The 25,677-nt window shown below is 70.9% G+C and carries 20 protein-coding genes (1 of these 20 cut by a window edge); 11 read left to right on the top strand and 9 right to left on the bottom strand.

Annotated features, from left to right (window positions below; genetic code table 11):
- Positions 1–904, bottom strand: partial view of a 4-aminobutyrate--2-oxoglutarate transaminase gene (gene gabT / locus D455_RS0117105; protein WP_017571932.1) — the 5' portion only. It extends 422 nt beyond the left edge of the window; the window shows 904 of its 1,326 coding nt (coding positions 1–904); the start codon lies at positions 902–904; the stop codon falls past the left edge of the window.
- Positions 905–1,080: 176 nt separating this feature from the next.
- On the opposite strand from gabT, the gene D455_RS0117100 reads away from it, so the two are divergent.
- The 10 genes from D455_RS0117100 to D455_RS0117055 all read left to right on the top strand — a co-directional run bounded on the left by D455_RS0117100 (position 1,081) and on the right by D455_RS0117055 (position 14,941).
- Positions 1,081–2,538: a PucR family transcriptional regulator gene (locus D455_RS0117100; RefSeq protein ID WP_017571931.1), complete on the top strand. Its 1,458-nt coding sequence runs from the start codon at positions 1,081–1,083 to the stop codon at positions 2,536–2,538.
- 109 nt (positions 2,539–2,647) lie between these two features.
- Positions 2,648–5,764 carry a DEAD/DEAH box helicase gene (locus D455_RS0117095; protein ID WP_017571930.1) on the top strand — a complete coding sequence of 1,039 codons (3,117 nt, stop codon included), beginning with the start codon at positions 2,648–2,650 and terminating at the stop codon, positions 5,762–5,764.
- 223 nt (positions 5,765–5,987) lie between these two features.
- The gene (locus D455_RS0117090) at positions 5,988–6,872 is read left to right on the top strand and encodes an Fpg/Nei family DNA glycosylase (protein ID WP_017571929.1); all 885 of its coding nucleotides are present in this window, start codon (positions 5,988–5,990) and stop codon (positions 6,870–6,872) included.
- 118 nt (positions 6,873–6,990) lie between these two features.
- Positions 6,991–8,028, top strand: a complete 1,038-nt coding sequence (locus tag D455_RS0117085; RefSeq protein WP_017571928.1) for a LacI family DNA-binding transcriptional regulator — start codon at positions 6,991–6,993, stop codon at positions 8,026–8,028.
- Positions 8,029–8,345: 317 nt separating this feature from the next.
- Positions 8,346–10,049: an ABC transporter substrate-binding protein gene (locus D455_RS0117080; protein WP_017571927.1), complete on the top strand. Its 1,704-nt coding sequence runs from the start codon at positions 8,346–8,348 to the stop codon at positions 10,047–10,049.
- 176 nt (positions 10,050–10,225) lie between these two features.
- Positions 10,226–11,221, top strand: coding sequence for an ABC transporter permease (locus tag D455_RS0117075; RefSeq protein WP_017571926.1), 996 nt, complete (start codon positions 10,226–10,228; stop codon positions 11,219–11,221).
- On the top strand, positions 11,218–12,129 hold the full coding sequence (locus tag D455_RS0117070) for an ABC transporter permease (protein ID WP_017571925.1): 912 nt from the start codon (positions 11,218–11,220) through the stop codon (positions 12,127–12,129). The genes D455_RS0117075 and D455_RS0117070 overlap by 4 nt, the downstream gene beginning before the upstream one ends.
- A complete protein-coding gene (locus D455_RS0117065; protein WP_017571924.1) occupies positions 12,129–13,085 on the top strand; it encodes an ABC transporter ATP-binding protein in 957 nt (318 codons plus the stop codon). Before D455_RS0117070 ends, D455_RS0117065 begins: the two co-directional genes overlap by 1 nt.
- Positions 13,086–13,093: 8 nt before the next feature.
- Positions 13,094–14,002: an ATP-binding cassette domain-containing protein gene (locus D455_RS0117060; protein WP_017571923.1), complete on the top strand. Its 909-nt coding sequence runs from the start codon at positions 13,094–13,096 to the stop codon at positions 14,000–14,002.
- A 735-nt stretch (positions 14,003–14,737) separates the two neighbouring features.
- On the top strand, positions 14,738–14,941 hold the full coding sequence (locus tag D455_RS0117055; RefSeq protein ID WP_017571922.1) for a cold-shock protein: 204 nt from the start codon (positions 14,738–14,740) through the stop codon (positions 14,939–14,941).
- 60 nt (positions 14,942–15,001) lie between these two features.
- Here the strand turns inward: D455_RS0117055 and D455_RS0117050 are convergent, their stop codons facing one another.
- The 7 genes from D455_RS0117050 to D455_RS0117020 form a co-directional block, all read right to left on the bottom strand.
- The gene (locus D455_RS0117050) at positions 15,002–16,570 is read right to left on the bottom strand and encodes a glycerol-3-phosphate dehydrogenase/oxidase (protein ID WP_017571921.1); all 1,569 of its coding nucleotides are present in this window, start codon (positions 16,568–16,570) and stop codon (positions 15,002–15,004) included.
- Between the two features lie 393 nt (positions 16,571–16,963).
- Positions 16,964–17,716 (bottom strand): MIP/aquaporin family protein, encoded by a 753-nt coding sequence (locus tag D455_RS0117045; protein WP_017571920.1) that lies wholly within the window; start codon positions 17,714–17,716, stop codon positions 16,964–16,966.
- A gap of 211 nt (positions 17,717–17,927) precedes the next feature.
- On the bottom strand, positions 17,928–19,427 hold the full coding sequence (gene glpK / locus D455_RS0117040; protein WP_017571919.1) for a glycerol kinase GlpK: 1,500 nt from the start codon (positions 19,425–19,427) through the stop codon (positions 17,928–17,930).
- A gap of 299 nt (positions 19,428–19,726) precedes the next feature.
- Positions 19,727–20,518 (bottom strand): IclR family transcriptional regulator, encoded by a 792-nt coding sequence (locus D455_RS0117035; protein ID WP_017571918.1) that lies wholly within the window; start codon positions 20,516–20,518, stop codon positions 19,727–19,729.
- A gap of 171 nt (positions 20,519–20,689) precedes the next feature.
- Complete coding sequence (locus tag D455_RS0117030) at positions 20,690–21,694, bottom strand: threonine aldolase family protein (RefSeq protein WP_017571917.1); 1,005 nt, start codon at positions 21,692–21,694, stop codon at positions 20,690–20,692.
- A gap of 63 nt (positions 21,695–21,757) precedes the next feature.
- On the bottom strand, positions 21,758–22,213 hold the full coding sequence (locus D455_RS0117025) for a MarR family winged helix-turn-helix transcriptional regulator (RefSeq protein WP_017571916.1): 456 nt from the start codon (positions 22,211–22,213) through the stop codon (positions 21,758–21,760).
- 2 nt (positions 22,214–22,215) lie between these two features.
- A complete protein-coding gene (locus tag D455_RS0117020) occupies positions 22,216–22,848 on the bottom strand; it encodes a DJ-1/PfpI family protein (RefSeq protein WP_017571915.1) in 633 nt (210 codons plus the stop codon).
- Positions 22,849–23,489: 641 nt separating this feature from the next.
- Here D455_RS0117020 and D455_RS0117015 point away from each other — a divergent pair.
- On the top strand, positions 23,490–24,866 hold the full coding sequence (locus D455_RS0117015; RefSeq protein WP_017571914.1) for a GntP family permease: 1,377 nt from the start codon (positions 23,490–23,492) through the stop codon (positions 24,864–24,866).
- Positions 24,867–24,899: 33 nt separating this feature from the next.
- On the opposite strand, the gene D455_RS0117010 is transcribed toward D455_RS0117015, so the two are convergent.
- On the bottom strand, positions 24,900–25,616 hold the full coding sequence (locus D455_RS0117010; RefSeq protein ID WP_017571913.1) for a FadR/GntR family transcriptional regulator: 717 nt from the start codon (positions 25,614–25,616) through the stop codon (positions 24,900–24,902).
- Between the last annotated feature and the right edge of the window lie 61 nt (positions 25,617–25,677).

The following is a 25,677-nucleotide window of genomic DNA, read 5'->3' as shown; positions in this document are numbered from 1 at the left end:
TCACGGCGGCCAGCGGCAGGCCGCCCGCGATGCCCTTGGCGGTCGTGATCAGGTCCGGGACCACGCCCTCGTGCTCACTGGCGAACATGTGGCCGGTACGGGCGAAACCGGTCTGCACCTCGTCGGCGACGAACACGATGCCGTTGGCGCGGCAGAACTCGACCACCGCGGGCAGGAAGCCGGGAGCGGGCTCGATGAAGCCGCCCTCGCCCTGGATCGGCTCGATCACCACGGCCGCCACGTTCTGGGCGCCGATCTGCTTGGTGATCTGCTCGATCACCATGGCCGCGGCCTCGGGGCCGCAGTTCTCCGGGCCCGTGGGCCAGCGGTACGGGTAGGCCATCGGCATCCGGTGGATCTCACCGGCGAACGGACCGAAGCCCTGCTTGTAGGGCATGTTCTTCGCGGTCAGCCCCATGGTGAGGTTGGTGCGGCCGTGGTAGGCGTGGTCGAACACCACCACCGCCTGGCGGCCGGTCGCGCTGCGGGCGATCTTCACCGCGTTCTCGACCGCCTCGGCGCCCGAGTTGAGCAGGATCGACCGCTTCTCGTGGTCGCCCGGCGTGACACGGTTCAGCGCCTCGCACACGTCCACGTACGCCTCGTACGGGTTCACCATGAAGCAGGTGTGCGTGAAGCGGCCGAGCTGCTCGGCGGCGCTCTCCACCACACGCGGGTCGGCGTTGCCGACGTTGGTCACGGCGATGCCGGAACCGAAGTCGATCAGCGCGTTGCCGTCGACGTCCTCGACGATGCCGCCACCGGCGCGCTCGACGTAGACGGGCAGGACACTGCCCACGCCCTGGGCGACGGCCGAACGGCGGCGCTCCTGGATCGCGCGGGACTTGGGGCCGGGGATCTCGGTGACGACCCGACGGGACTGGACGACCTCGGTCGCTGCCATACGGCTGCCTCCTTCTGCGCTCGACGGGGAGGAAGGCCGGGGGTGGGCTCCCCGGCCTGGCATGACACTAGGACGCGCCGAGCACCTCACACATGGACACGGTGGATAATCGGGGCTGAGCCTTGTGCCAACGCGTCAGGGTTCACACGGAGCACACCCGGAGGAGGGAGAGACGGATGCCACCGACCCTGGGTGCCCTGATGCGCACACCGCGCCTGCGCCTGAACCTGCTCACCGGCCAGGAGAACCTGGACCGGCAGGTGGAGTGGGTCGCGGTCAGCGAGCTGGAGGACCCCACCCCCTACCTGGCGGGCGGCGAGCTCCTCCTCACCACCGGCGTGCGCTGGGCCACCGGTGTGCCCGACCTGCGCGACTACACACGCCGCCTGGCCGAGCGCCGCGTCACCGCGCTGGGCTTCGCGGTCGGCGTGGTCCTGGAGCGGACCCCCGAGCGGCTCCACGAGGCCGCCGAGGAGTTCGGCCTCACCCTGCTGGAGGTGAGCCGGGAGACCCCCTTCATCGCGATCGGCAAGGAGGTGTCCCGACTCCTGGCGAAGGAGGAGTACGAGGGTCTGAGCCGGGCCTTCGCCGCCCAGCGCGACCTCACCCGCGCCGCGCTCACCGGCGCGGCGGCCGTCACGGACCGGCTGGCCCGCGACCTCGACGCCTGGGTGCTCCTGCTGACCGCCGACGGGGACGTCCGGCACGCGGCCCCCGCACGGGCCGCCGGGCGCGCCGCCGGACTGGCCGCGGAGCTGGACAGGCTGCGCGACGCGGGGCTGCGCGCCAGCGTCTCCCTGACCTCGGGCGGCGAACACGTCTCCGTCCAGCCCCTGGCCACCGGCCGCCGCATCCGCGGATTCCTCGCCGTGGGCACCGGCGGGCGGCTCGGATCCGACGAGCGCACGCTGGTCAACGCGGCCGTGTCGCTGCTCTCCCTCGAACTGGAGCGCAGCGCGCACAACGCCACCGCGCATGTGCGCGAGGGGGTGCTGTCGGCCCTGCTCACCGGGGCCCTGGACCCGCTCCATCCGGGAGCGGCGCGCCTGCGGGAGGTCCTTCCGCCCGAACCGGTCGTGGTGGCGACCGCGGACGCGACCGGGCCCGCGCACCCGCCCGAGGGCGTCCTGGCCACCGAGCACGACGGCCGGGCCCTGTTGCTCGCCCCGGCGAACACGGGCACCGCGGTGATCGGTGAGGTCCTGGAGGGTCCGGTCGGGGTGAGCGACCCGTCCTCCTACGCGGAACTGGCCGCCGCCCTCTCCCAGGCCGAACGCGCGCTGGCCGCCGCGCGCGGTGCGGGGGAGGAGGTCCTCCGGGTCGGTGACCTGCCCGGCGGCCTGCTCGGACTGGCGGACACACCCGCCGGTGCCCGCATGGCCGGGGACCTGCTCGCTCCCCTCCTGGAGCAGCGGACCTCGGCCGAACTGCTCGCCTCGCTGCGCGCCTACCTCGCGGCCTCGGGCCGGTGGGACGCGGCTTCGGAGACCCTCGGGATCCACCGGCACACCCTCCGCTACCGTATGCGGCGCATCCGCGACCTGCTCCCCGGCGACCTGGACGACCCCGACTACCGGGCCGAACTCTGGATCGCCCTGCGCGTCCACGGGGCCTCCCGGGATCACCCGGGGTGAAAGTCACGGCGGTTTCCGGCGTTCGGAGGGTCCGGAGCCCACCCATCCACCACAATGGCTTGCTGTCAGAGGGTGATCAGCCGATGACGTATTCGGGGTGGGGGCGACGTTGAGGTCACTGCGGGACGACGAGCACGAGGCCGGGTACAGGGGCGTGCCGGGGCTGGCACCGGGGATCTCCGGGGACCCTCCCGCGGCACCCGGCCCGGTCGGCCGGTCGGGGGTCGGCGCCGCCTCGCTGCGCTGGAAGCCGCCGGTCGACCGCTCCGAGGTGCGCTCCCTCCTGTCCTACCTGCGCGCCTGTCTGCGGCGCGAGGCCGTGCACACCCACACGATCCTGGCCGACGACCTCGGATCCGACCTCTGCGCGTGCCTGCCGCCGGGACCCGAGGTCCTGTTCAGCGGTTTCGGGGAGACCCTCCCGCTGCACGCCGAGACCGCACGGGTGCTGCGCGTGGCCCAGAAGCGGGGACAGACACCGCGCTACGGCTATCCGCTCGTGGTCCTGGGCCGGGGCGCCGACCGCGTCGCCCTGCCGCTGCTCACCGTCGACGTGCGGGCCGTGGACGAGACCGGAGGCCCCCGTACCGCGCCCGGGGACACGCTGGTCCGCGCGGTCGGCCCGCCCGACGTCAACCCCGCCCTCCTGAGGCGCCTCGGCGTCACCGACCCCGAGGACCTGTTCGAACTCCGAACCCGGCTGCGCTCCGAGGCGCCCGACCCCGTACGGCGCCCCGCCGCCGTCACCGACCTCGCCACCAGGGTGCGTACCCTCCTCGCCCGTATGGGGATCGAGAGGGCGGACGACATCGCTCCCCTCGGCGTCCGGGACTCCCTCCGGGCCGGTGCCGACGGCGCCCACAACGTCGCCGTGCTCTTCCGCGCCGGTCCCGGCGGTCAGGACGAGGCCGACGAGGACGAACCCCTCGGTGTCGAGGGCGTCCTGGCCGACCTCGACACCTCCGACCGCGACGGCCTCAACCCCGACGACGTCAGCGGGACCGCGCTGGAGTCCCTGCTCGGGCAGGCCGCCGCGGGCCGACGTGCCGGTGCCACCGCTCCCGCCGCGCCCGGACGGCTCTTCCGCGGCGGACGGGCCAGCACCCGGCGCGCCGCGCGCACCGGTCCCCCCGAGGACATCGAGGGGCCTCCCGTCCCGATCTCCGCGACCGCCCTCAACCAGTCCCAGTACGCCGTCCTGTGCGCCGCCATGCGCGAACAGCTCACCGTGGCCGCCGCCCCTCCCGGGAGCGGTGTGCACGACCTGGTCGACGCCCTCGTCCGCACCGCCGTCAGCAAGGGCCAGCGCGTCCTGGTCTGCGGACACGGCGAGGCCGACGTCACCGCGACCGCTGTCCGGGCGGACACCTCCCCGGCGCACCCGGTCGTGCGCGTGGGCGGACGCGAACACCGCGCCGCCGAGGTCCTCATGCTCACCCGGCTCCTCACCGAGCACTCCCGCAGCCTGCCCGCCACCGAACCGGACGGGGACGATCCCACCGCCCAGCGGGCGAACCTGGCCGAGGACTGGGCGGGGGTCCGCGACGCGTGGCTGGCCATGGACACCATGGCCTCCGACGGGCACACGCTCGCCCGCCTGGCCGAGGAGCGCGACCGCGTCATCGCGCAGGGCTGGGACCCCGACGCCCTCTTCACTCCGGAGCGGGGCGGCCCCGAGTACTGGTCGCAGCGGATCGAACGCGCCAGGGCGGGCGGCGTCACGGCGATGGCGCACCGCGGCGCCGTCCGCCGTGAACTGGGTGCGGCCACCGACCCCGAGGGCCTCGCGCGCCTGTACGCGGTCGCCCGCCTGGAGAGCGAGTGGCGGGCGGCCGTGGACCGGCGCACCCGCTGCGCGCCGCTGGGCGAACTGACCGCCGAACTGGCCGACGCCCTCGCCCGGCATCGCAGGTCCAGCGCCGCCTGTCTGCGCGCGGTCAGCGAACCCCGGCTGTGGCGGGGCCGCGCCGCCATCGAGAACCGTCTGGAGACCCTCAACTGGTACCACGGTCGCGGCTGGCCCGGTATGGACAACCTGCTCGACACCCTGCCCACCTGGACGTGCCGCACCGACCAGGTCCGGGTCCTGCCGCCGCGTGCGGGCCTGTTCGACCTGGTGGTCGTGGTCGGGGCGGAACGCACACGGCTGGCCGAGCTGCTGCCCGTGCTCTACCGTGCCAACCGCGCCGTGGTGTTCGGCGACCCCGCGCACCCGGGTCCGGTGAGCGTGCTGGAACCGGACGAGGAGCGCCGCGCGCTGGCCGCGGCGGGGTTGGCCGCCGACCAGTTGGACGACCGGGGCCTGCGCCACGGCTCCGGTTCGGCCCTGCGCGCCCTGCACCGGGCGGCGCCGCCCATGCTCTGGCTGGACGAGCACGAGGGGGCGCCGCCGCGACTAGCCGGGGCCGCGTCGCGGCACTGCTACGGGGACAGGCTCACGGTGTGCACGAACCCCGATCCCACCGGAGGCCCGGAGTTCGCCTGGCGCGACGTCACCGGCGTCTGCGAGGCGGCGCCGGGGGCCTCCTACGTCAACCGGGACGAGGCCTACCGCGTGGCGGTGGTGGTGGACGAGATCGACGAGCGGCTCCCCGCGGACCGCGTGGTCGCGGTGGTCGCGCCGACCCAGCCCCAGGTGGCCCTGGTACGCCGCCTGCTGGGTACACGCGTCCTGCGCCACGAGGTGCGGGTGGGCGGCCCCGACCTGCTGGCGGACGACCACGACGCGGCGGACGTCACCGTGCTCTCACCGATGCTCACCGCCGGAGCCCCCGCCATCGCCGAACGGCGGATCCGCCGGATGGGACACCTGTGGTCGTCGGTGCTGACCCGTCCCCGCCAGCGGCTCGTGGTGGTGGGTGACCGGAAGTACTGGTCGGAGGACGACGGCCCGTTGGGCGACCTGGAGGCGCAGCTTTCCGGCACCCCTCCGGCGCGGACCGATCCGGCCGCCTCCGCGCTGGTGGAGGAGCTGCGCCGGGTGGGCACGGGGGTGGCCCTCCAGCAGACGGTGGAGGGCTGGACCGCCGACATGGTGGTCCGCTTCGGTTCCCGCCGCCTGCTGCTCCTGCTCGACCGTGAACCCGACGGCCGGTCGCTGCGCCGCCTGCTCGCCCGCGGCGAGTCGCTCAACCGGGCCACCGGCGACCCCGTGGTCGTGGTGCCCGCATGGCGCTGCCTGGCCGACACGCGCGCCCTCGTCCAGGAGATCCTCGTCGCCCACTGACGGGCCCTGACGGGGGCCAGTGGGTCGACCGAATACGTTGCCGGTGTGACTGGAACACTCTGACCTGAGCTGATCTTGTGCCTGTGGCCTGCCTCGACCGTCGAGCCTCGCCATGAGTACAAGATCGCGGCGGACAGAGCTGGCCGGGCGCGCACTACCCTGGGTCCCGGATGTCCGGAACGCGGTGGTTCCCGGGCCGTGCGGACGGGAGAGGGGAACACGGGTGCCTGAGGGCCACACGCTGCACCGGCTTGCGGCGCACTTCGACAAGACCTTCGGCGGCGGCACGGTGCGTGCGAGCAGCCCGCAGGGACGCTTCGCCGACGGTGCCGCGCGCGTCGACGGCCGGGTCCTCACCGAGAGCGAGGCGCACGGCAAGCACCTCTTCCTCGGGTTCGACTCGGGGGAGTGGCTGCGGGTCCACCTGGGGCTGTACGGCGCCTGGTCCTTCGGTGACGCCGACGGTGAACGCCACCTGGGCGCCCCGCGGGCCGAGGGCGGGGCCCGCCTGGACCTGGTCCGCGACGACGAGGGCTTCGTCCTTCCACCCGAGCCGGTCGGCGCGGTGCGCGCACGCCTGGTCAACTCCTCAGGCTGGGCCGACCTGCGCGGCCCCTCGGCCTGCGAGGTCATCACCGAGGACGAGAAGCGGGCCGTCCAGGAGAGGCTGGGACCCGACCCCCTGCGCGACGACGCCGACCCGGAACGGGCATGGCGCGTGATCAGCCGCTCCCGGACCAGTGTCGCCGCGCTGCTCATGCGCCAGGACGTCGTCGCGGGCATCGGCAACATCTACCGCGCGGAGTCGCTGTTCCGGGCGGGCCTGGACCCCATGACCCCGGGCCGCGACCTCACCCCCGACCAGTGGGCGCGGCTGTGGGACGACCTCTCGGGGCTGCTCCGCGACGGTGTCCGCGACGGCTACATCATCACGACCCTCCCCGAACACCGTCCCGACCCCGACGCGCGTCCCGTGCCCCGGCCCGACACCCTCTACGTGTGCTACCGGACCGGTGACCCCTGCCGCGTGTGCTCCTCTCCGGTCGCCTCGTCGGAACTGGCCGGACGCACTCTCTACTGGTGCCCCGGATGCCAGGGTGGTTTGTGATCTTCAAGGGCCTTAAGTCCCCTTTGTCGGATTAACTCTGAGGGCATGCAGTACAATCCCCAACCGTCTGCTTAACCGGTTCAGCATCGCGTGATCAGGGGGACGAATGGGGGGCTTGATGCGGCGTCCGACGATCATGGACATCGCCAGGGCCGCGGGGGTGTCCAAGGGAGCCGTGTCCTACGCGCTCAACGGCCGCCCCGGGGTCTCGGAGGAGACCCGGGGACGCATCCTGGCGATCGCCCGTGACCTGGGGTGGGCGCCCAGCAGCCCGGCGCGGGCGCTCGCGCCCGGCGGCCGGATCGGCGCGATCGGCCTGGTGGTCGACCGTCCCGCCCACTCGCTCGGCCTGGAACCCTTCTTCATGCAGCTGGTCTCCGGTATCGAGGCCGAACTCGCCTCCTCGGGGATGGACCTGCTGTTACAGGTCACCGAGGACATGGGCGCCGAGATCGCGGCCTACCGGCGCTGGTCGACCGAACGCCGTGTCGACGGCGTCATCATGGTCGACCTGCGCGTGGACGACCCGCGCGTCCGGGTGGTCGAGGAACTCCGGCTGCCCGCCGTGGTCCTCGGCGGGCCCGAGGGCGTGGGCTCCCTGCCGTGCCTGTACAGCGACGAGGCCACCCCCATGCGCGAGGTCGTCCACTACCTGGCCGCGCTCGGCCACCGGCACATCGTGCAGGTGGCGGGGCCGGAGAAGTTCCTGCACACCCGGGCCCGCGCGAGGGCGTTCCTGGGCGCCGCGGAACAGGCCGGACTGGGCGAGGCGCGCTCGGTGCACGCCGACTACACCGGTGAGATGGGCACCCGCGTCACACGCAGGCTCCTGGCCGCCACCGAACGGCCGACCGCCCTGGTCTACGACAACGACCTCATGGCCCTGGCCGGACTGGGCGTGGCCCAGGAGATGGGTGTGGACGTGCCCTCACAGCTGTCCATCGTGGCCTGGGACGACTCGGTGCTGTGCCGCCTGGTCCGCCCCTCGCTGACCGCTCTCACGCGCGACGTCGCGTCCTACGGCCGCCAGGCCGCGCTGATGCTGGGCAGGGCGATCGAGGGCGGGACGGTCGGTGACGAGGAGGGCGCCCGGGGCGAGTTGCACCCGCGTGGGAGCACCGGGCCGCAGGGGGCGTGGGACAGGACACCGAAGTGATACCCCATCGTCACACGCGGCCGGGAGCCGCACGGTCGTAGTGCGGCGGTCCGCCGGGTCCGAACAGGGCGGAAACGCCCGTACGGAACCGGTTCAGCGCGACCGAACTTACTGACATACCCGCATCTGTGCTGTTACAAGCGAATAACAGCGAAGTGTTGGGGATTGACTGTCTTCCTGCTGGCGTGTTGTTGTTAACGTCACTTACCCGGTTCAGCAACGGTCTTGTGCGCTCACTACTGGGAGCGCTCCCAACCTTCCGCCTCTCGGAGGGCCCCCCACGGACCGGCCGGGTGGAAGGAGGAGTCGAGATGAGAATGCTGAGGCTTCCGGCGGCACTCGCGGCGCTGGCCCTCGCGGCCACCGCCTGCGCGGGTGCCGACGGCGGGGACGGCGGCCCTGGTTCGGGTTACCCCCGGGGTGAGACCCTGTACACCACGGGTACGGCCTGGTCCGCGCCGACCAGCTGGAACCCCATGATGAGGGGCGGATTCGCGGTCGGCACGATCGGCCTGGTCTACGAGTCGCTCTTCCACTACGACCCGGAGACGGGCGAGTACGTGCACTGGCTCGCCGAGAGCGACGAGTGGGTCTCCGACACCGTCCACGAGATCACCCTGCGCGAGGGCGTCACGTGGAACGACGGTGAGCCGCTGGTCGCCCAGGACGTGGTCACCACGCTGGAGCTCGGCCAGACCGACGGAGTCCCCTACGGCAACGTCTGGGACTACATCGAGAACGTCGAGGCCACCGACGAGCGCACGGTCACCGTGACCTTCTCGGAGAGCCGCCCGCAGGAGTGGATGAACTGGGCCTACTCCAACCCCATCCTCCCCGCGCACGTCTGGGGTGACATGTCGGCCACCGACATCACCGACAGCGCCAACGAGAACCCGGTCGGCACCGGCCCCTACGTCTACGAGTCGCACACCGACGACCGCATGATCTGGGAGCGCAACGACGAGTGGTGGGCCACCGACGCGCTCGACATGACCATGGACGCGCGCTACATCGTCGACATCGTCAACGCCTCCAACGACGTGACGATGGGCATGCTGACCCAGGGTGAGGTCGACCTCTCGAACAACTTCCTCCCGGGGATCGACCAGCTCCTCAACAGCAACGAGAACATCGTCAGCTTCTACGAGGGCCCCCCGTACATGAAGAGCGCCAACACGGCGTGGCTCGTCCCGAACCACAACCGCGCGCCGCTCGACGACACGGCCTTCCGCCAGGCCCTGGCCCACTCGATCAACATCACCGAGATCGTCGAGGGCCCGTACGCCAACCTCGTCCAGCCGGCCAACCCCACCGGCCTGCTGCCCGAGTGGGACGCCTACATCGACCACGAACTGGTCTCCGAGGAGGGCTTCAGCCACGACGCGGCCGAGGCCGTGGCGATCCTGGAGGAAGCCGGGTACATGGACGAGGACGGCGACGGCTTCGTCGAGACGCCCGACGGCGAGCCCATCGCCCTGACCCTGGAGGTCCCCTCCGGGTGGACCGACTGGATGGAGGCCGCCCGCCTCATCGAGCAGCACGCCCAGGACGTCGGCATCAACATCACGGCCGAGTTCCCCGACCAGGGTCTGCTCGACCAGAACCGGAACGCCGGCGAGTACGACCTGGTGATCAACAACGCCCGGCAGCTGAGCAACTCGCCGTGGACCTACTACGACTACCTCTTCCAGCTGCCCATCCAGGACGAGCAGACCACGGTGAACTTCCACCGGTACGAGAACGAGGAGGCGTGGCAGCTCACCGAGGAGCTCGCACGCGTCCCCGCCGGTGACGTCGAGGCCGCCGCCGAGGTCACCTCGCAGCTCCAGGAGATCTTCCTGGCCGAGCTCCCGGTCATCCCGCTCTGGTACAACGGCCAGTGGTCGCAGGCCAACAACACCCACTGGACCAACTGGCCCAGCGAGGCCGAGGGCACGCCCAACAGCGCCGCGGTCATGTGGGAGGGCTGGTACGAGATGGGCGGTATCAACACCCTCGCGGAGATCGAACCGGTCGGCTAGGACCGGGGGAGGCTCTCCCCCCGCCGACCGCTCCCCACCCCCGGCCGAGGCACGGCGCGAGAAGCCCGGCCGGGGGACGCCCCGGGCGAGTGAGCGCGGCGCGGATCCCCCCACAGGGCCCGCGCCGCGCCCCCCGGGGCCACTCGACTGTCCGCCGCCATCACCTGGAGGAACGTGTGTGGCGCTACATCGGTCGTAAGCTCTTCATCTACCTGCTTACGTTCATCGTCGCGGTCACCATCAACTGGATGATCCCGCGCTTCATGCCGGGCGACCCCGTCCGCAACATGCTCTCCCGGGCCGCGATCAACGACCCCGAGGCCATGGCGTCCATGACCGCCTACTACGAGGACCTCTTCGGTCTCGACGAGCCCCTGTACCAGCAGTACCTGAACTTCTGGGTGAGCCTGTTCCAGGGCGACCTGGGCATCAGCGTGATGCGCTACCCCGAACCGGTCACCGACGTCATCATGGGGTCGGTCCCCTACACCCTGGGTCTGCTGCTCCCCGCGATCCTGCTCAGCTGGATCGTCGGCAACCGCTTCGGCGCCTTCGCCGCCCGGAGCAAGGCCCTGGACAACACCGTCCTGCCGGTCGGTTACGTCCTCACCGCCACGCCGTACATGTGGATCGCCCTGCTGCTGTCCTACACCCTGGGCATCGTCGCCGGGATCTTCCCGACCGCGGGCGGCTTCAGCTACTCACTGCGCCCCGAGTTCAGCTGGGTGTTCATCTACGACCTGATCAGCCACTGGTTCCTGCCGTTCCTGTCCATGTTCCTGGTGGCGCTCGGCGGCTGGGCGATCGGTATGCGCAACATGATCATCTACGAGCTGGAGGCGGACTACTCCAACTACCTCCAGGCCCTCGGAGCGCCGCGCAGGCTGATCCGCCGCTACGCGTTCCGCAACGCGATGCTGCCGCAGATCACCGGCCTGGCGGTCCAGCTGGGCACGATCATCGCGGGCTCCCTGCTCACCGAGGTCGTCTTCAACTACCCGGGCCTGGGCACCCTCATCCTGGACTCCCTGGAGAACCGCGACTTCTTCCTGCTCCAGGGCATCCTCCTGTTCGTGGTCATCGGGGTGCTGATCGCCAACTTCATCATCGACATCATCTACGTGCTGGTCGACCCGCGCACCCGGGTCCAGATGACGGGAGGCTCCTCATGACGGACGTCGCCGGAGCACCGGGAACCACGGACAGGGCGGACGCCCCCGAACCCGCCGGCGAGCGCAGGGGCTCGGAGGCCCTGCACTTCGCCCGGCGCAACCCCAAGCTGCTCATCGGCTCGGGCATCGTCCTCGCCTTCATGCTGCTCGGATTCATCGGCCCGTTCTTCCTCAGCGACAACCCCAACGAGTACGTCGGCCCCCAGACGCAGCCGCCCAACGGCGAGTACTGGTTCGGCACCACCACGTTCGGCCAGGACATCTGGGCCCAGTTCGTGTACGGGGTGCGCTCCACGTTCGTCATCGGCCTGTTCGGCGGAGGCGTCGCCTTCCTCATCGGCATGACGGTCGGTTTCGTCGCCGGGTACAAGGGCGGGATCGTCGACGACATCCTCAACATGCTCACGAACGTGGTGCTGGTCCTGCCCGCCATGGTCGTCCTCATCGTCGCGATCGCCTACCTGGACGTGCGCGGCCTGTTCACCCAGGGCATGTTCATCGGCCTGAGCGCCTGGCCGTGGGCGGCCCGCGCGGTCCGCTCGCAGACCCTGTCGCTGGCCACCCGCGACTACGTGGACCTGGCCCGGCTCAGCGGTCGGCGCACGTGGCGGATCATCACCACCGAGGTCGCGCCCAACATGAGCTCCTACCTGGTGATGTCCTTCATCCTGCTCTTCGGTGGCGCCGTCCTCACCGCCGCGGGGCTGGACTTCATCGGCCTCGGCCCGTCCAACGGAGTGTCCCTCGGCGCCATGTTGCAGAGCGCCGTCAACTGGAGCGCCCTCCAGCTCGGCATGTGGTGGTGGTTCGTCCCGCCGGGACTCGGCATCACGGCGATCGTGGGTGCCCTGTACGTCCTCAACGTCGGGTTGGACGAGGTGTTCAACCCCAAGCTGCGGGAGCTGTGATGACCCTGCGCGTCAACGACCTGAAGGTCTACTACCAGACCCTGCGCGGGGACGTCCACGCCCTCGACGGCGTCACGTTCGACCTCGCGGACGGGGAGATCATGGGCCTGGCCGGGGAGTCCGGCTGCGGCAAGAGCACCCTGGGCAAGAGCCTGATCCGCCTGGACTCGCGGATGCGCCACGTCGGCGGCACCATCGAGCTGGACGACAAGGACGTGCCCATCGCGGACGACGACGCGATGGTCCCCCTGCGCTACAACGAGATCTCGCTCATCCCTCAGTACGCGATGAGCGCCCTCAACCCGACCCGCAAGATCGGGAAGATGATCAACGAGCTGCTGCGCGCCCGAGGTGTGCGGCCCGCTGACGTCACCGACGAGCTCCACCGCCGCCTGGAACTGGTCGGCCTGGAGCCGAAGGTGCTCAACATGTTCCCGATCGAGCTGTCCGGCGGCATGAAGCAGCGCGTCGTCATGGTCATCTCGACCCTGCTCAACCCGTCGCTGCTGATCGCCGACGAGGTCACCTCGGCCCTGGACGTGTCCACGCAGCGCTCCGTCGCCGAGTCGATGGTGGAGTTCCGCGACCGCGGATACATCAAGAGCATGATCTTCGTGACCCACGACATCTCGCTCGTGTACCAGATGGCGGACACGATCATGGTGATGTACGCGGGACACGTCGCGGAGAAGGCGTCCGCCAGCACCATCATCAACGAGCCCAAGCACCCCTACACGCAGATGCTCATCGGAGCGCTGCCCGAGGTCGGCTCGACCTCCACCGCGCAGGGGGGCCGCCTGGAGGGTATCCCCGGTACCCCGCCGGGCCTGCTCAACCCGCCCACCGGGTGCCGGTTCAAGGACCGCTGCCCGATGGCGTTCTCCAAGTGCTCCGAACAGCCGCCGCTGGTGGAGATCGAACCCGGCCACTGGGCCGCCTGCTGGAAGACGGGGTGAGGTAGACCGTGCTGGAACTCAGCAACGTGCACAAGGTGTACAAGGTGGGCACGTTCGGCGGTGGCCGCCTGCGCGCGGTGCGCGACGTGAACCTGACGGTGGCGCCGGGAGAGGTCGTCTCGCTGATCGGTGAGAGCGGCAGCGGCAAGAGCACCATCGGCAAGATGGTGCTGGGGCTGTTCAGGCCCACCTCCGGGAGCATCACGTTCGAGGGCACCGACATCACCACGATCAGGGGCCACGCCGCGCGCAAGGAGTACTACCGCCACGTGCAGGGGGTCTTCCAGGACCCGTTCAGCTGCTTCAACCCCATCTTCAAGGCCGACCGGGTCTTCGATATGGTCCGCTCCTCCTACTTCCCGGGTACTCCGGACGGGGTGTGGAGGGAGAAGGTGCTGGACGCGATCGCCACGGTGCGCCTGGACCCGGCCAACGTCCTCAACAAGTACCCGCACCAGCTCAGCGGCGGCCAGTTGCAGCGGCTGCTGATCGCGCGGGCGCTGCTGCTGGACATCAAGCTGCTGGTCGCCGACGAGATCATCAGCATGCTGGACGCCTCCACGCGTATCGACGTGCTCAACCTGCTCGCCGACCTCAAGGAGCGGGGTCTGGGCATCCTGTTCGTCACCCACGACCTGTCGCTGGGCAACTACGTCAGCGACAAGTCGGTGATCCTGCGCAAGGGCGCCATCGCGGAGATGGGTCCGACCCAGAGGGTGTTCGACAACCCGCTGCACCCCTACAGCCGCCACCTGCTGTCCTGCGTGCCGCAGCTGCACCGGACCTGGGCTGAGGTCGACGCCGAACTGGACGCCAACCCGCCCGAGGACGTCGTGCTTCCGACGGCGCCCGACGAGGACTCGGCTCCGCTCATCGAGGCCGAGGAGGGTCACTTCGTGGGGATCAACCAGGACTGAGCCCTCGGTCCTCCTCGCCCGGCGCCCGTCCACCCCCCGCGGGCGCCTCGGTGTTTCCGGCCCCTCCACGCGCCACGTCCACGGCGGTGAGCGCCCGCCTCCGTCCCCGGGCGGTGTGTCCCGGGGACGGGGCGGATGCGGGATCCGTACCCACGGGAAGGGGTGGCGGTTCCGCGCGCGATCTCGGGACGAGTACCGGGAAACCGGAATTTTTCGAATCCCCGGCCGCCGGTTCGCATTTTCGTGTGGCGGTGCGGGCTCGGACGCGCTTGCGGAGCCGGTCCGAAGCGCCGGAGAACCCGGTTCGGAGGTGTCCGCGGACACCTCCCCGGTGGTACCGCCGCCCGGGGAAGCGGTACGCCCTCGCGATGGCGTGTGTAACCGGACCGGGCTCGGACGCGATGCTGGTCACACCCGCTCTGAAGTGGGCAAACGACGCGATGGCTACACTTCCGTGAACATAACGTGATATGCTGGTGACCGTAACGTACGTCACACGCGTACCCCGCACGGTCCGGAGGTATTCCCTCCGGGGCCGTGTGGGTTGCCACACCGAAATCCGCCGCGAGCGGGTCGCGCTGTGATACGTTCAAGGGGATTGTTAGTCGTTGAATTTCGCAGTTGGTGTCTTGCCCGCGGAGTTTGTGACCGGCGGGCGGTTTCTCTTGGGAGTCGGCTCGCGGCAATTTTCGGACGTGAGTGTGCGTCCGTGTACACCGAGCTGAAGGAGAGAACATGGCTCAGGGAACTGTGAAGTGGTTCAACGGCGAGAAGGGCTTCGGCTTCATCTCCCCCGACGGCGGTGGCCCCGACGCCTTCGTTCACTACAGCGCCATCCAGGGCACGGGCTTCCGTAACCTGGAGGAGAACCAGCGCGTGGAGTTCGAGGTCGTCGAGGGGACCCGCGGCCCGCAGGCCGAGAACGTCGTCGCCATCTAGGACCTCAGACGTAGAACGAACGCCCCGGAAGGCACCGCCTTCCGGGGCGTTCGCGTTGTCTCAGCCCCTCAGCAGGGCCTCGGTGCGCTGGCGCACCTCGGGGGTGTCCAGCCCCCGCACCGTCACCGTGGTGCGGCGGCGCAGCACGTCGTCCGCGGTCACCGCCCACTCGTGGTCACGGGCGAACACCACCTGCGCCCAGATGTCGGGCCCGTCCGGGTGGACGCGCTCGCCCAGCTCCGGCGCCTCGCGCACCAGCGCGGCGATGTCCATCGCCAGGCTCCCGTAGTGCGACGCCAGGTGGCGGGCCACCAGCGGGTCCAGAGGGGCACCGGAGGAGCGGTCGATGATGAGCCGCTGCGCCACCGCGTCCGGACTGGCCAGGCCGGGCAGCGGCACCGTCCGCAGCGGGTCGGCCATGTCCTCGGCCAGCGGCACGGCGCGCACCCGGCGCAGCTCCTCCAGGACGGTCCGGCCGATGTGCCGGTAGGTCGTCCACTTGCCGCCCGCGACCGACAGCATTCCGCCCCGGCCCTGGCTGACCACGGTCTCCCGCTTGGCCGCGCTGGTGCCCCCGGGGCCGCCGGGCAGCACCCGCAGACCGGCGAACGAGTAGTCGACGTGGGAGGCGTCCAGGTAGGGCGCGTCGATGCCCAGCGCCGCCTCGCCCAGGATCTGCTCGACGTCGCCGGGCAGCACCGACACGTCGGCCGGGTCGTCGGTGTACTCCTCGTCGGTGGTGCCCAGCAGCAGCCTGCCCTCCCACGGGATCGCGAACGACACCCGGTACTTGTCGACGGGGATGGTCAGCGCGGCACGCCACGGTTCCGGGGTCCGCAGCACCAGGTGCGCACCCTTGGACAGGCGGACGCTGGGGGCGGCGGACGGGTCCTCCATGCGGCGCAGCCGGTCCACCCAGGGGCCGGTGGCGTTGAGGACCAGGCGCGCGTCGATCCCGAGCTCCTCACCGTCGACGCGGTCGCGCAGGTCGGCGCCGGTGACCCGGCCCCCTGTGGTGCGCAGGCCCACGACCTCGGCGTGGTTGAGCACCACGGCGCCCGCGTCGACGGCGGCGCGCACGGTCATGACGGCCATCCGGCTGTCGTTCATCTGGTGGTCGCTGTAGGCGGCCACCGACTTCAGTCCGTCGGTACGCAGGCCGGGAGCGAGCCGCCGCGCCTGGGCGGGGGAGAGCAGGCGGCCGACACCGTCGCCGAAGGCCGACAGGGCCGAGTACAGGAACACCCCGGCGCCCATCTTGGCGGCTCCGTGGGGGCCGCCGGAGTAGACGGGGACCAGGAACGGCATGTGGTTCACCAGGTGCGGGGCCACGTCGGAGGCCAGGGAGCGGCGCTCCTTGTGGTTCTCGGCGACCAGGCGCACGTTGCCGGTCTGGAGGTAGCGCAGTCCGCCGTGGACCAGTTTGGAGGAGGCGCTGGAGGTGGCTCCGGCGAAGTCCCCGGCGTCGACCATGGCCACGCGCAGACCCGCCTGGGTCGCGGTCCAGGCGACGGAGGTACCGAGGATGCCGCCGCCGACGACCAGGAGGTCGAAGGTTCCCCGGGAGAGTTCGTCCCGGGTGCGGGCCCGTGCCGAGGTGGTGGGGTTCTGGCTGGCGCTGATGGTCATGGCTGCTGCTCCTCGGAGGGATGGAGGGGTCTCGCGTGTACCTGAACAGGCTCCACGTTTCCGATGATGTATCGACCCCATAATACGACAATGCCGAACGCTGGTGAAGAAGGAGGGGCGTTCGGCCTGTCGGAAGGGTGCCCAGCGCGCCCTCTGAGTGAGAGGGTGCCGAATAGAAGTTGCGGAAGGGAGGCAAGTGAACACGAGGGGCACAAGAGATGCGGCATTGTCGAACATTAGGATCGCGTGGGCGACCCTCCCGCGCGGCGGGGCGCGCGCACAAGGGGGCCCCGGGGCGCACGGCTGACTGGCCGAACGCCCCGGGGCGGTGTGGGAGAGCGTTCCCGCCGCGAGGCGGGAACGGGAGAGGGAGGGATGTCGGAACCGGGCCGGTCAGCTCCCGAACCCGGTCAGGTGCCAGAGCCACGCGCCGAGCACGCCGCCCACCACGGGACCGACCACCGGGATCCAGGCGTACCGCCAGTCGGAGGAGCCCTTGCCGGGGATGGGCAGCAGCGCGTGCGCGATGCGCGGGCCCAGGTCGCGGGCCGGGTTGATGGCGTATCCCGTCGGACCGCCCAGGCTCAGGCCGATCGCCAGCACCAGCAGACCGATCAGCAGCGGTGCGAGGCCGTTGGTGAACAGGCCGCTCAGGTCGACGCCGCCCCCGACGGAGACGTATCCGGAGTTCGCGCCGATGCCCAGGATGCCCAGGAGCAGCATCGCGGTGCCGATGATCTCGGTGAGGACGTTGGTCACCACGTTGCGCACGGCGGGGATCGTGCTGAAGACGCCCAGCTTCGCCTCCGGGTCGTCGGTGATCCTCCAGTGCGGCAGGTAGACCAGGTAGACCAGTGCGGCGCCGGTGAAACCACCGGCGATCTGCGCGAGGACGTAGCCGGGCACGAGCGACCAGTCGAAGTCGCCGATACTGGCCAGGCCGATCGTGACCGCCGGGTTGATGTGGGCGCCGCTGGTGGCGCCGACGACGTAGACGGCCATCGCGACCGCCATGCCCCAACCGAACGTGACGACGATCCAGCCGCCGTTGAGGGCCTTGGAGCGTGCGAGGGAGACACCGGCGACGACACCGCAGCCGAGCAGGGTCAGGATCGCCGTGCCGATGAACTCTGCCAGATAAACCATGGAGACCTCCGCCCCGTGAGGGGGAACCGGGTCACGGGGGCTGCCGTCCCGCGGTCCGGCGGTGGGCCGGACACGGGGATAATCAGACACACCCGTCACAGGAATGGGATGGAAGCGGGACGCCTGCGGCGCTCCGCGGGCCGGTTCCCGGAGGCTGAGGGTGGCAGCCGGGGCCTTCGGGAACCGGTCGTTCGGTGGGGTCGGGTCCGTGCTACTTCTCGTCCTCGCGCTCGACCCAGTCCAGGGTGCGCTGCACGGCCTTGTTCCAGTTGCGGTACTCGCGCTCGCGGACGGCGGACTCCATCTTCGGGTTCCACTCGGCCGCCTTGTGCCAGTTCTCGCGCAGCGTCTCCACGTCGGGCCAGTAGCCCACCGCCAGGCCCGCGGCGTAGGCGGCGCCCAGACAGGTGGTCTCGGCGACCATCGGGCGGACGACCTCGGTGTCGAGTACGTCGGAGAGGATCTGCATGAGCAGGTTGTCGGCGGTCATGCCGCCGTCCACCTTCAGCGTGGTCAGCTCCGTCGGCGCGTCGGCGTTCATCGCGTCGACGACCTCACGGGTCTGCCACGCGGTCGCCTCCAGGACGGCGCGCGCGATGTGGCCCTTGTTGACGTAGCCGGTCAGGCCCGCGATGACGCCGCGCGCGTCACTGCGCCAGTGCGGGGCGAACAGGCCGGAGAAGGCGGGCACGACGTAGCAGCCGCCGTTGTCCTCCACGGTGCGGGCGAGCGTCTCGATCTCCGGCGCGGTGGAGATCAGGCCCAGGTTGTCGCGCAGCCACTGCACGAGGGAGCCGGTGACGGCGATGGAGCCCTCCAGCGCGTACACGGCCGGTTCGTCGCCCAGCTTGTAACCCAGGGTGGTGAGCAGGCCGTTCTCGGAGGTCACCGGTTCGGTCCCGGTGTTCATCACCAGGAACGTGCCGGTGCCGTAGGTGCCCTTGACGTCGCCGGGGTCGAAGCAGGTCTGGCCGAACAGGGCGGCGTGCTGGTCGCCGAGGGAGGAGGCGACGGGGGTTCCGGCCAGGTAACCGGTGGCCTCGCCGTAGACCTCGGAGGAGGAGCGGATCTCGGGCAGGATGCCCTCCGGGATGCCCATGGCCTCCAGGATCTCGGGGTCCCACTGGAGGGTGGCCAGGTTCATCAGCATGGTGCGGCTGGCGTTGGTCACGTCGGTGACGTGGCGGCCGGTCAGCTTCCAGATGATCCAGGTGTCCATGGTGCCGAACAGGACCTCGCCGCGTTCGGCGCGCTCGCGGAGGCCGTCGACGTGGTCGAACAGCCAGCGCAGCTTGGGGCCGGAGAAGTAGGTGGCCAGCGGCAGGCCGCACCTCTCGCGGAAGCGGTCCTGTCCGTCCTCGCCGCCGAGCTCGTGGACCAGGTCGTCGGTTCGGGTGTCCTGCCAGACGATGGCGTTGTGGACGGGCTCGCCGGTCTCGCGGTCCCAGACCAGGGTGGTCTCGCGCTGGTTGGTGATGCCGATGGCGGCGATCTGGTCGGGCGTGATGTCGTTCTTGTCCAGCGCGCCCCGGATGACCTCCTCGACGTTGGTCCAGATCTCCTGGGCGTCGTGTTCGACCCAGCCGGGCCTGGGGAAGATCTGCCTGTGTTCGCGCTGGTCGACCGAGACGATACGTCCGTCCCGGTCGAAGAGGATGCAGCGGCTCGACGTGGTGCCCTGGTCGATCGCGGCGACGTACTGCTGGCTCATCGGGTGCTCGCCTTCAGGGTGGGGCTCGGGACGGGGCTGGCCGCACGCGGCTTCGGGTTATACCCGCACGTCGTACGACATTGACGCATGATTAGCCGTTAGTTTCATCCGTTTTTCCTTCCCATGTCAAGGCCGCGTGACGCAATCGTGTCGCGTGGATCACGTGGTCCGCCGCACAACGCTGCCAGGGGAGGGGGAACAGGAGGAAGCCGCCGCGCGGGAGGCGGCACGGCGGAGGGGACGTGGCGTGTCGGGGTTCGGGGCGTTCGGGCGGGGCGCGGCGGAGCCCGGGGCGCGGCTCAGTACGGCGTGACGCCGAGCTCGCGGGAGATGGCGCGGGCGGCGTCACGCACGTAGGAGACCTGCTCCATGTCGGGCTTGCCGTCGTCCCCGCGCAGGCGTTCGACGGCGCCGCGCACACCGATGGCGCCGACGGTCGTGCCGCGCCGGTCGCGGATGGGCGCGGCGATGGACACCTCGCCGTCCACGAGTTCCTCGGCCTCCCAGGACCAGCCGTTGTCGCGCACCTCGTCCAACTGCGCCTCCAGCACGGCGGGGGAGGTGACGGTGTGCCGGGTGAAGGAGGTCAGGGCCGGGTCCCCGCCGCTCTCGGCGATCGACGGGTCCTCCTCGGGCGCGGCCAGGGGGTCGAAGGCCATGAGGACCTTGCCGATGGCGGTGGCGTGCAGCGGCAGGAGCGTGCCCACGTCCAGGGTCTGCTGGGAGGCGTCCGGGCGGAACACGTGGTGCACCACGAGCACCTGGTGCTTGTGCAGCGTGCCGATGCGCACGCTCTCACCGCTGCGCGAGGCCAGGCTGTCCGCCCAGTTCAGGGCGCGGGTGCGCAGTTCGTTGCCGTCCAGGTACCGGGTGCCCAGGCTGAGCATGCCCCCGCCCAGGCGGTAACGGCCCGACTCGGTGTCCTGCTCCACGAAGCCGACGTGCTGGAGGGTGCGCAGGATGCCGAGCACGGTGCCCTTGGGCAGTTCCAGGGACCGGGAGATCTCCGCCAGGCTCAGCCCCCGGGCGCCGGTGGCCAGGATCCGGAGGATGGCTGCCGCGCGTTCGATCGACTGGATTCTTCCCGGCATTGCGGTGCTACCACTCTCTAGTACGACAATGTCATACGCGAATGCTACTACGCGATGTGACGCGTGGCACGCCCAGGGCAGCGCGGGCGGCCACACAACCGGCACAGTCTAGATCCGCGTCCCGTTCCGCCCGGTCACCGGGGCCGGACCCGACGCGCGGGTCCCGCGGGTTCACAGCTCGGCGGCGGCCTTGGCCAGACCCCGGGCGGCCTTCTCGACATCGTCGTCGGTGATCTCCAGGTGCACCACCAGGCGCACGGCGTCCCCCATGCCCAGTCCCGCGACCCCGTGCCGGGCGAAGACCTCGGCGTACCGTGCTCCCTGGCAGCCGGGCGCCTCCACCAGCACCATGTTGGTCCGCGCCCGCGCGTCCAGCCCGGACAGGTCGGTGACCAGCCGGGCCAGTTCAGCCGCGCGCTCGTGGTCCTCCACCATCCGCTCCCGGTGGTGGCGCAGGGCGTACAGCGCCCCGGCGGCGATGATGCCGACCTGGCGCATCCCCGCGCCCAACAGCTTGCGCCCGCGGCGCGCGCGCGACACCGTGTCCGCGTCTCCGGCCAGCGCCGAGCCCACCGGGGCGCCCAGGCCCTTGGAGAAGCAGACCGACACCGTGTCGAACCCGTTCGCGACCTCGGCCGGGGAGACCCCCAGGGCGGCGGAGGCGTTCCACAGGCGGGCTCCGTCCAGGTGGGCGCGCAGCCCGTGCCGGTGCGCGAAGCCGGTCACCCTCCGCTGTTCGGCCAGCGGCACCACACGGCCGGTGAACGTGTTCTCCAGCCACACCAGCGCGGGTTCGGCCCGGTGGACGTCGCCCCGGCCCGCGATCCACGACTCCAGCAGCGCGTCGGTCGGGAAGGTCCCGTCCGAGTACAGGCGGGGCAGGGCCCGTGCCAGCACCGCCGTGGCGCCCTGCTCGTCGCCGATGAGGTGGTGGTGTTCGTGGGCCCACACCTCCTCACCGCTGCGGGTGGACACGTACAGGCCCAGCTGGTTGGCCATGTGCCCCGACGGCACGTACAGGGCGGACTCCATGCCCAGCAGCCCGGCGGTCTCCTCCTCCAACGCGCGCACGGTCGGGTCCTCGCCCCACACGTCGTCGCCGACCTCGGCCTCGGCCATGGCCGTGCGCATGGCCGGGGTGGGACGGGTGATGGTGTCGGAGCGCAGGTCGATCACGGGGTCCTCCTCGGGCCGGGTACGCGCACGACGATACTGCCCCCGCCCGTCTCCGGACCGCCCTCACCCGTCTCCCAGCCGGTCCAGGGCCTGCGAGAGCTGGCGCAGCGACTCCAGCACGCGTTCGGTGTCCTCCTCGCCCAGCTCGGTGACCAGGGCCTTGGCGACCCTGCTGTGATCGGGGTCGATGCGTCTGAGGGCGCTCAGGCCCTCCCTGGTGGCGGCGAGCAGTTTGGCGCGGCTGTGCGCCGGGTTGGGACGGTATTCGGCGAGCCCCTGTTCGACCAGCAGGTCGGCGATGCGCTGCACGCTCTGGCGGCTGGTGCCGAAACGACGGGCGACCGCCGACACCGACAGGGGTTCGCGGGTCACCGCGCCGAGCACCTGCCAGCGCGCGGCGGTCAGTCCCGCGGTCCTGGCCAGCTCCTCGGCGACCGACAGGAGCTGGCCGTTGAGACGGAACACGGTGAGGGCGGTCCCGGTGAGCAGATCGGAGTGTCTGTCCTCGGTCCGGGCCATGCTCAGGCCCCCTCCAGCAGCACGTGGTAGGCGCCCGGGTCGTGCTCGGCGTGCAGCCGGTACCAGGCGTCGAGGACGCGGGGGGTGTAGAGGTCCAGGGCGGCGAAGACCTCGCGGGCGAACTCCAGGGGAGCGGTGGGGCCTGCGGTGATGAGCCCGTCGTCGGTGACCGCGAGCTCGGAACGGTAGCGCCGCATGCCGGAGTACCCCGTGGCCAGCAGGTACTCGGGGGCGGCGCTGGTGTGGTCGCGGTAGTCGAGGAGGCCCTCGCGGGCGAGCCCCGCGGTGGCGCCGCAGATGGCGGCGACGGGGACCCCCGCGTCGAGCCAGACCCCGGCGGCCGAGGCGAACGGGGAGAGGGACTCGGGGTCGAGGTCCCAGCCGTCGGCCCCCGGGAGGATCAGCATCGAGCTGGAGGAGGGTTTGAGCTGGGGCAGGGTGATGTCCGGTAGGAGGGTCAGCCCGCCAGCGGTCGTGACGGGCGCGCCGGTGAGGCCGACGGTCACCACGTCGTAGCGGCCCGGGTCGCGCTGCCAGTCGCCGCTGCGGATCGTGGAGGTGGTGTGCCCGATCTCCCAGTCCGCGAGCTGGTCGTAGACGGCGAGGTGGACGGTCTGCCTTGTGCCTTCGATCATGACAGCATGCTGTCATTGTGACAATGTGCTGTCAATGCCCTGGAGTGATCGCTGTTCCTGCACTTTTTGTTGGCATATGTGCTGTTCCGCAGGTCGGAGGGGTGGCGCTCCCACGGCCATCATGGATCAGGAGGCGCCGGCCGTGCTTTTTCGGTCTCTCTGTGGGTGCGTATCCTCCGCGAAGAAAACCGGGAGGTTACCCCTTGCCGGGGGGCGGGCGCTCCGCGGTCCGCCGCCACGCGTCCGTGGATGCGGGGCCGTCGGTGCGCGGATCCCGTTTCGGGAGGTTGCCCCTGTACGACGTGGTGATCGGTGACCGATTTCCGGCGGCGACCCCGGGTGTGTCGACGGACGGTTCGCGCATGGCTGCATAGTGTCGCGAAGGTGCCGCGCCGCTCCGCCGGGGCCTCGTTCGCGTCGAAGGGTCCTGCGGGCCGTGACGCATGTCACCGGACCGCCGAGAAGCTGCCCGCGGGCCGGGTTCGCGGTGACGCAGGTCTCGCGGGGGTAACAGAACCGAACGCCGTGGTTCACACAACCTCACAAATGGTATTACCATTCTCGGAGCCTGCCCCCAGAGCAGGTCAGAGCCGTGCCTCCGTACAGCTCAGCACCACCGCACACCCACGGAAGGCTCCGTCATGGAGAACTTCGAACCCGTCTACGGGACGGGCCCCCTTCTCGGGATCGCTGCGGGCGCCATCGCCCTTCTGCTGTTCCTGATCATCCGCCTCAGGCTGCACGCCTTCGTCGCGCTCATCCTGGTCAGCGTCCTGACCGCCCTGGCCACCGGCATCCCCGCCTCCGGGGTGGTGCCCACCCTCCTGTACGGATTCGGTGACACGCTCGCCAGTGTCGCCCTGCTCGTCGGGCTCGGCGTGATGATCGGCCGCCTGCTGGAGGTCACCGGCGGCGCGGCCGTCCTGGCCGGGGCGCTGATCAGGCTCTTCGGTGAGAAGCGCGCACCACTCGCACTCGGTGTCGCCTCCCTGCTCTTCGGCTTCCCGATCTTCTTCGACGTCGGCCTCGTCGTCATGCTGCCGATCGTCTTCAGCGTGGCCCGCCGCCTCAACGGCCCCGTGCTCATGTACGCACTGCCCACGGCGGGTGCCTTCGCGGTCATGCACGCCTTCGTGCCCCCGCACCCCGGACCGGTCACCGCCGCCACCGAGATCGGTGCGGACATGGGCCTGGTGCTCCTGGTCGGCGCCGTCCTGGCCGTTCCCACCTGGTACCTGGCCAGCTACCTGTACGGCCTGTGGTCCGGGAAGAGGTGGGCGCTGCCGGTCCCCGAGGACATCATGTCCGACGGCACCGTCAGGCACGACGACCCGCCGAAGCTGGGCACCGTCCTCAGCATCCTCCTGCTGCCGATGCTGCTGATCTTCGCCAACACCGGCCTGAGCACCCTGGTCGCCACCGGTGTGGTCTCCGGGGACGCCGGGTGGGTGCAGGCCGCCCAGCTGGTCGGTGAGACCCCGATCGCGCTGCTCATCGCCACGCTCTACGCCATGCTCGTGCTCAGCAAGGGCCGCTTCACCCGCCACAGGGTGGAGGAGCTCGTCGGCGGAGCCCTCGGCCCGGTGTGCGCCATCATCCTCATCACCGGCGCGGGCGGCATGTTCGGCGGTGTGCTGGAGGTCAGCGGCATCGGCGGCGCCCTCGCCGAGAGCCTGGAGTCCACCGGCCTGCCGGTCATCGTGGCGGCCTTCGTCATCGCGCTCGCGCTGCGCGTCGCCCAGGGGTCGGCGACCGTCGCCATCACCACGGCGGCGAGTCTGGTCGCCCCGGCCGTGGCGGCCTCCTCGGGGCTGTCCTCGATCGACCTGGCCCTGATCGTCATCGCGATCGCCTCCGGCGCCACCGCGCTGTCGCACGTCAACGACTCGGGATTCTGGCTGGTCGGCAGTTTCCTGGGTATGGACGTCAAGACAACACTGAAGACGTGGACGGTCATGGAGACCCTCATCGGCTTCATCGGCTTCGGGCTCGCGCTGCTCCTCAGCCTGGTCCTGTGACCCAGGGGGCGGGTGGGTCCTCCCGCCCGCCCCTCAGGACGCGGACTCCGCGCCCGGGTCGTCCTTCAGGGCGACGGACACCTCGGTGACGATGGAGCGCATGGCGGCCTCCGCGACGTCGGGGAGGCCGTCCCGGATGGCCTGGGCCACGGCCTTGTGCAGCCGGAGCGCCTCATGACGGGGGTTCCTCGGCATCAGGTGGTAGGAGGTGCGTCCGACCAGGACCTCCGCCACCACCTGGGCCAGGCCGGAGAACATCTCGTTGCCCGAGAGCTCCAGGATGCGGCGGTGGAAGGTGACGTCCAGTTCCAGGAAGGTCTCCAGGTCTCCGGCGATGCCGGTGCGGACCATCTGCTCGGCGACCACCACCAGCTGGGCCCGCTCCTCGGCGTCCCCGCGTTCGGCGGCGAGGGCGGCGGCTCCCGGTTCCAGGGCGGCGCGCAGTTCGTTGAGTGAGCGCAGCTGCTCCATCCGGCCGGATCCGGCCAGGCGCCAGCGGATCAGCTGGGGGTCGAAGACGCTCCAGTCCCTGCTCGGGCGCACGCGGATGCCGGTGCGGGGGCGGCTGACCACCAGCCGCATGGATTCCAGGACGCGGATGGCCTCGCGCGCGACCGTCCGGGAGACGCCGAAGTCCTGTTCGAGGCCCTGGAGGGTGAAGGTATGGCCGGTCCTGTACTCGCCTGCGGCGATAGCGGGTCCGAGCACCGCCAGCACCCGGTTGTGCAGCGTGCGGTGGTCAGTGGCCATCGTTCTCCTCGCGCTCCGGGGCCGGCGGGTCGGCCGCGTTCGGCCGGGGGTCACGCTGAAG

Origin of the sequence: Nocardiopsis halotolerans DSM 44410 (assembly GCF_000341065.1) — a bacterium.
Taxonomy (GTDB): Bacteria; Actinomycetota; Actinomycetes; order Streptosporangiales; family Streptosporangiaceae; genus Nocardiopsis; species Nocardiopsis halotolerans.
The sequence above is the reverse complement of the archived record's forward strand: the minus strand, read 5'-3'. Positions and strand labels throughout refer to the sequence as shown.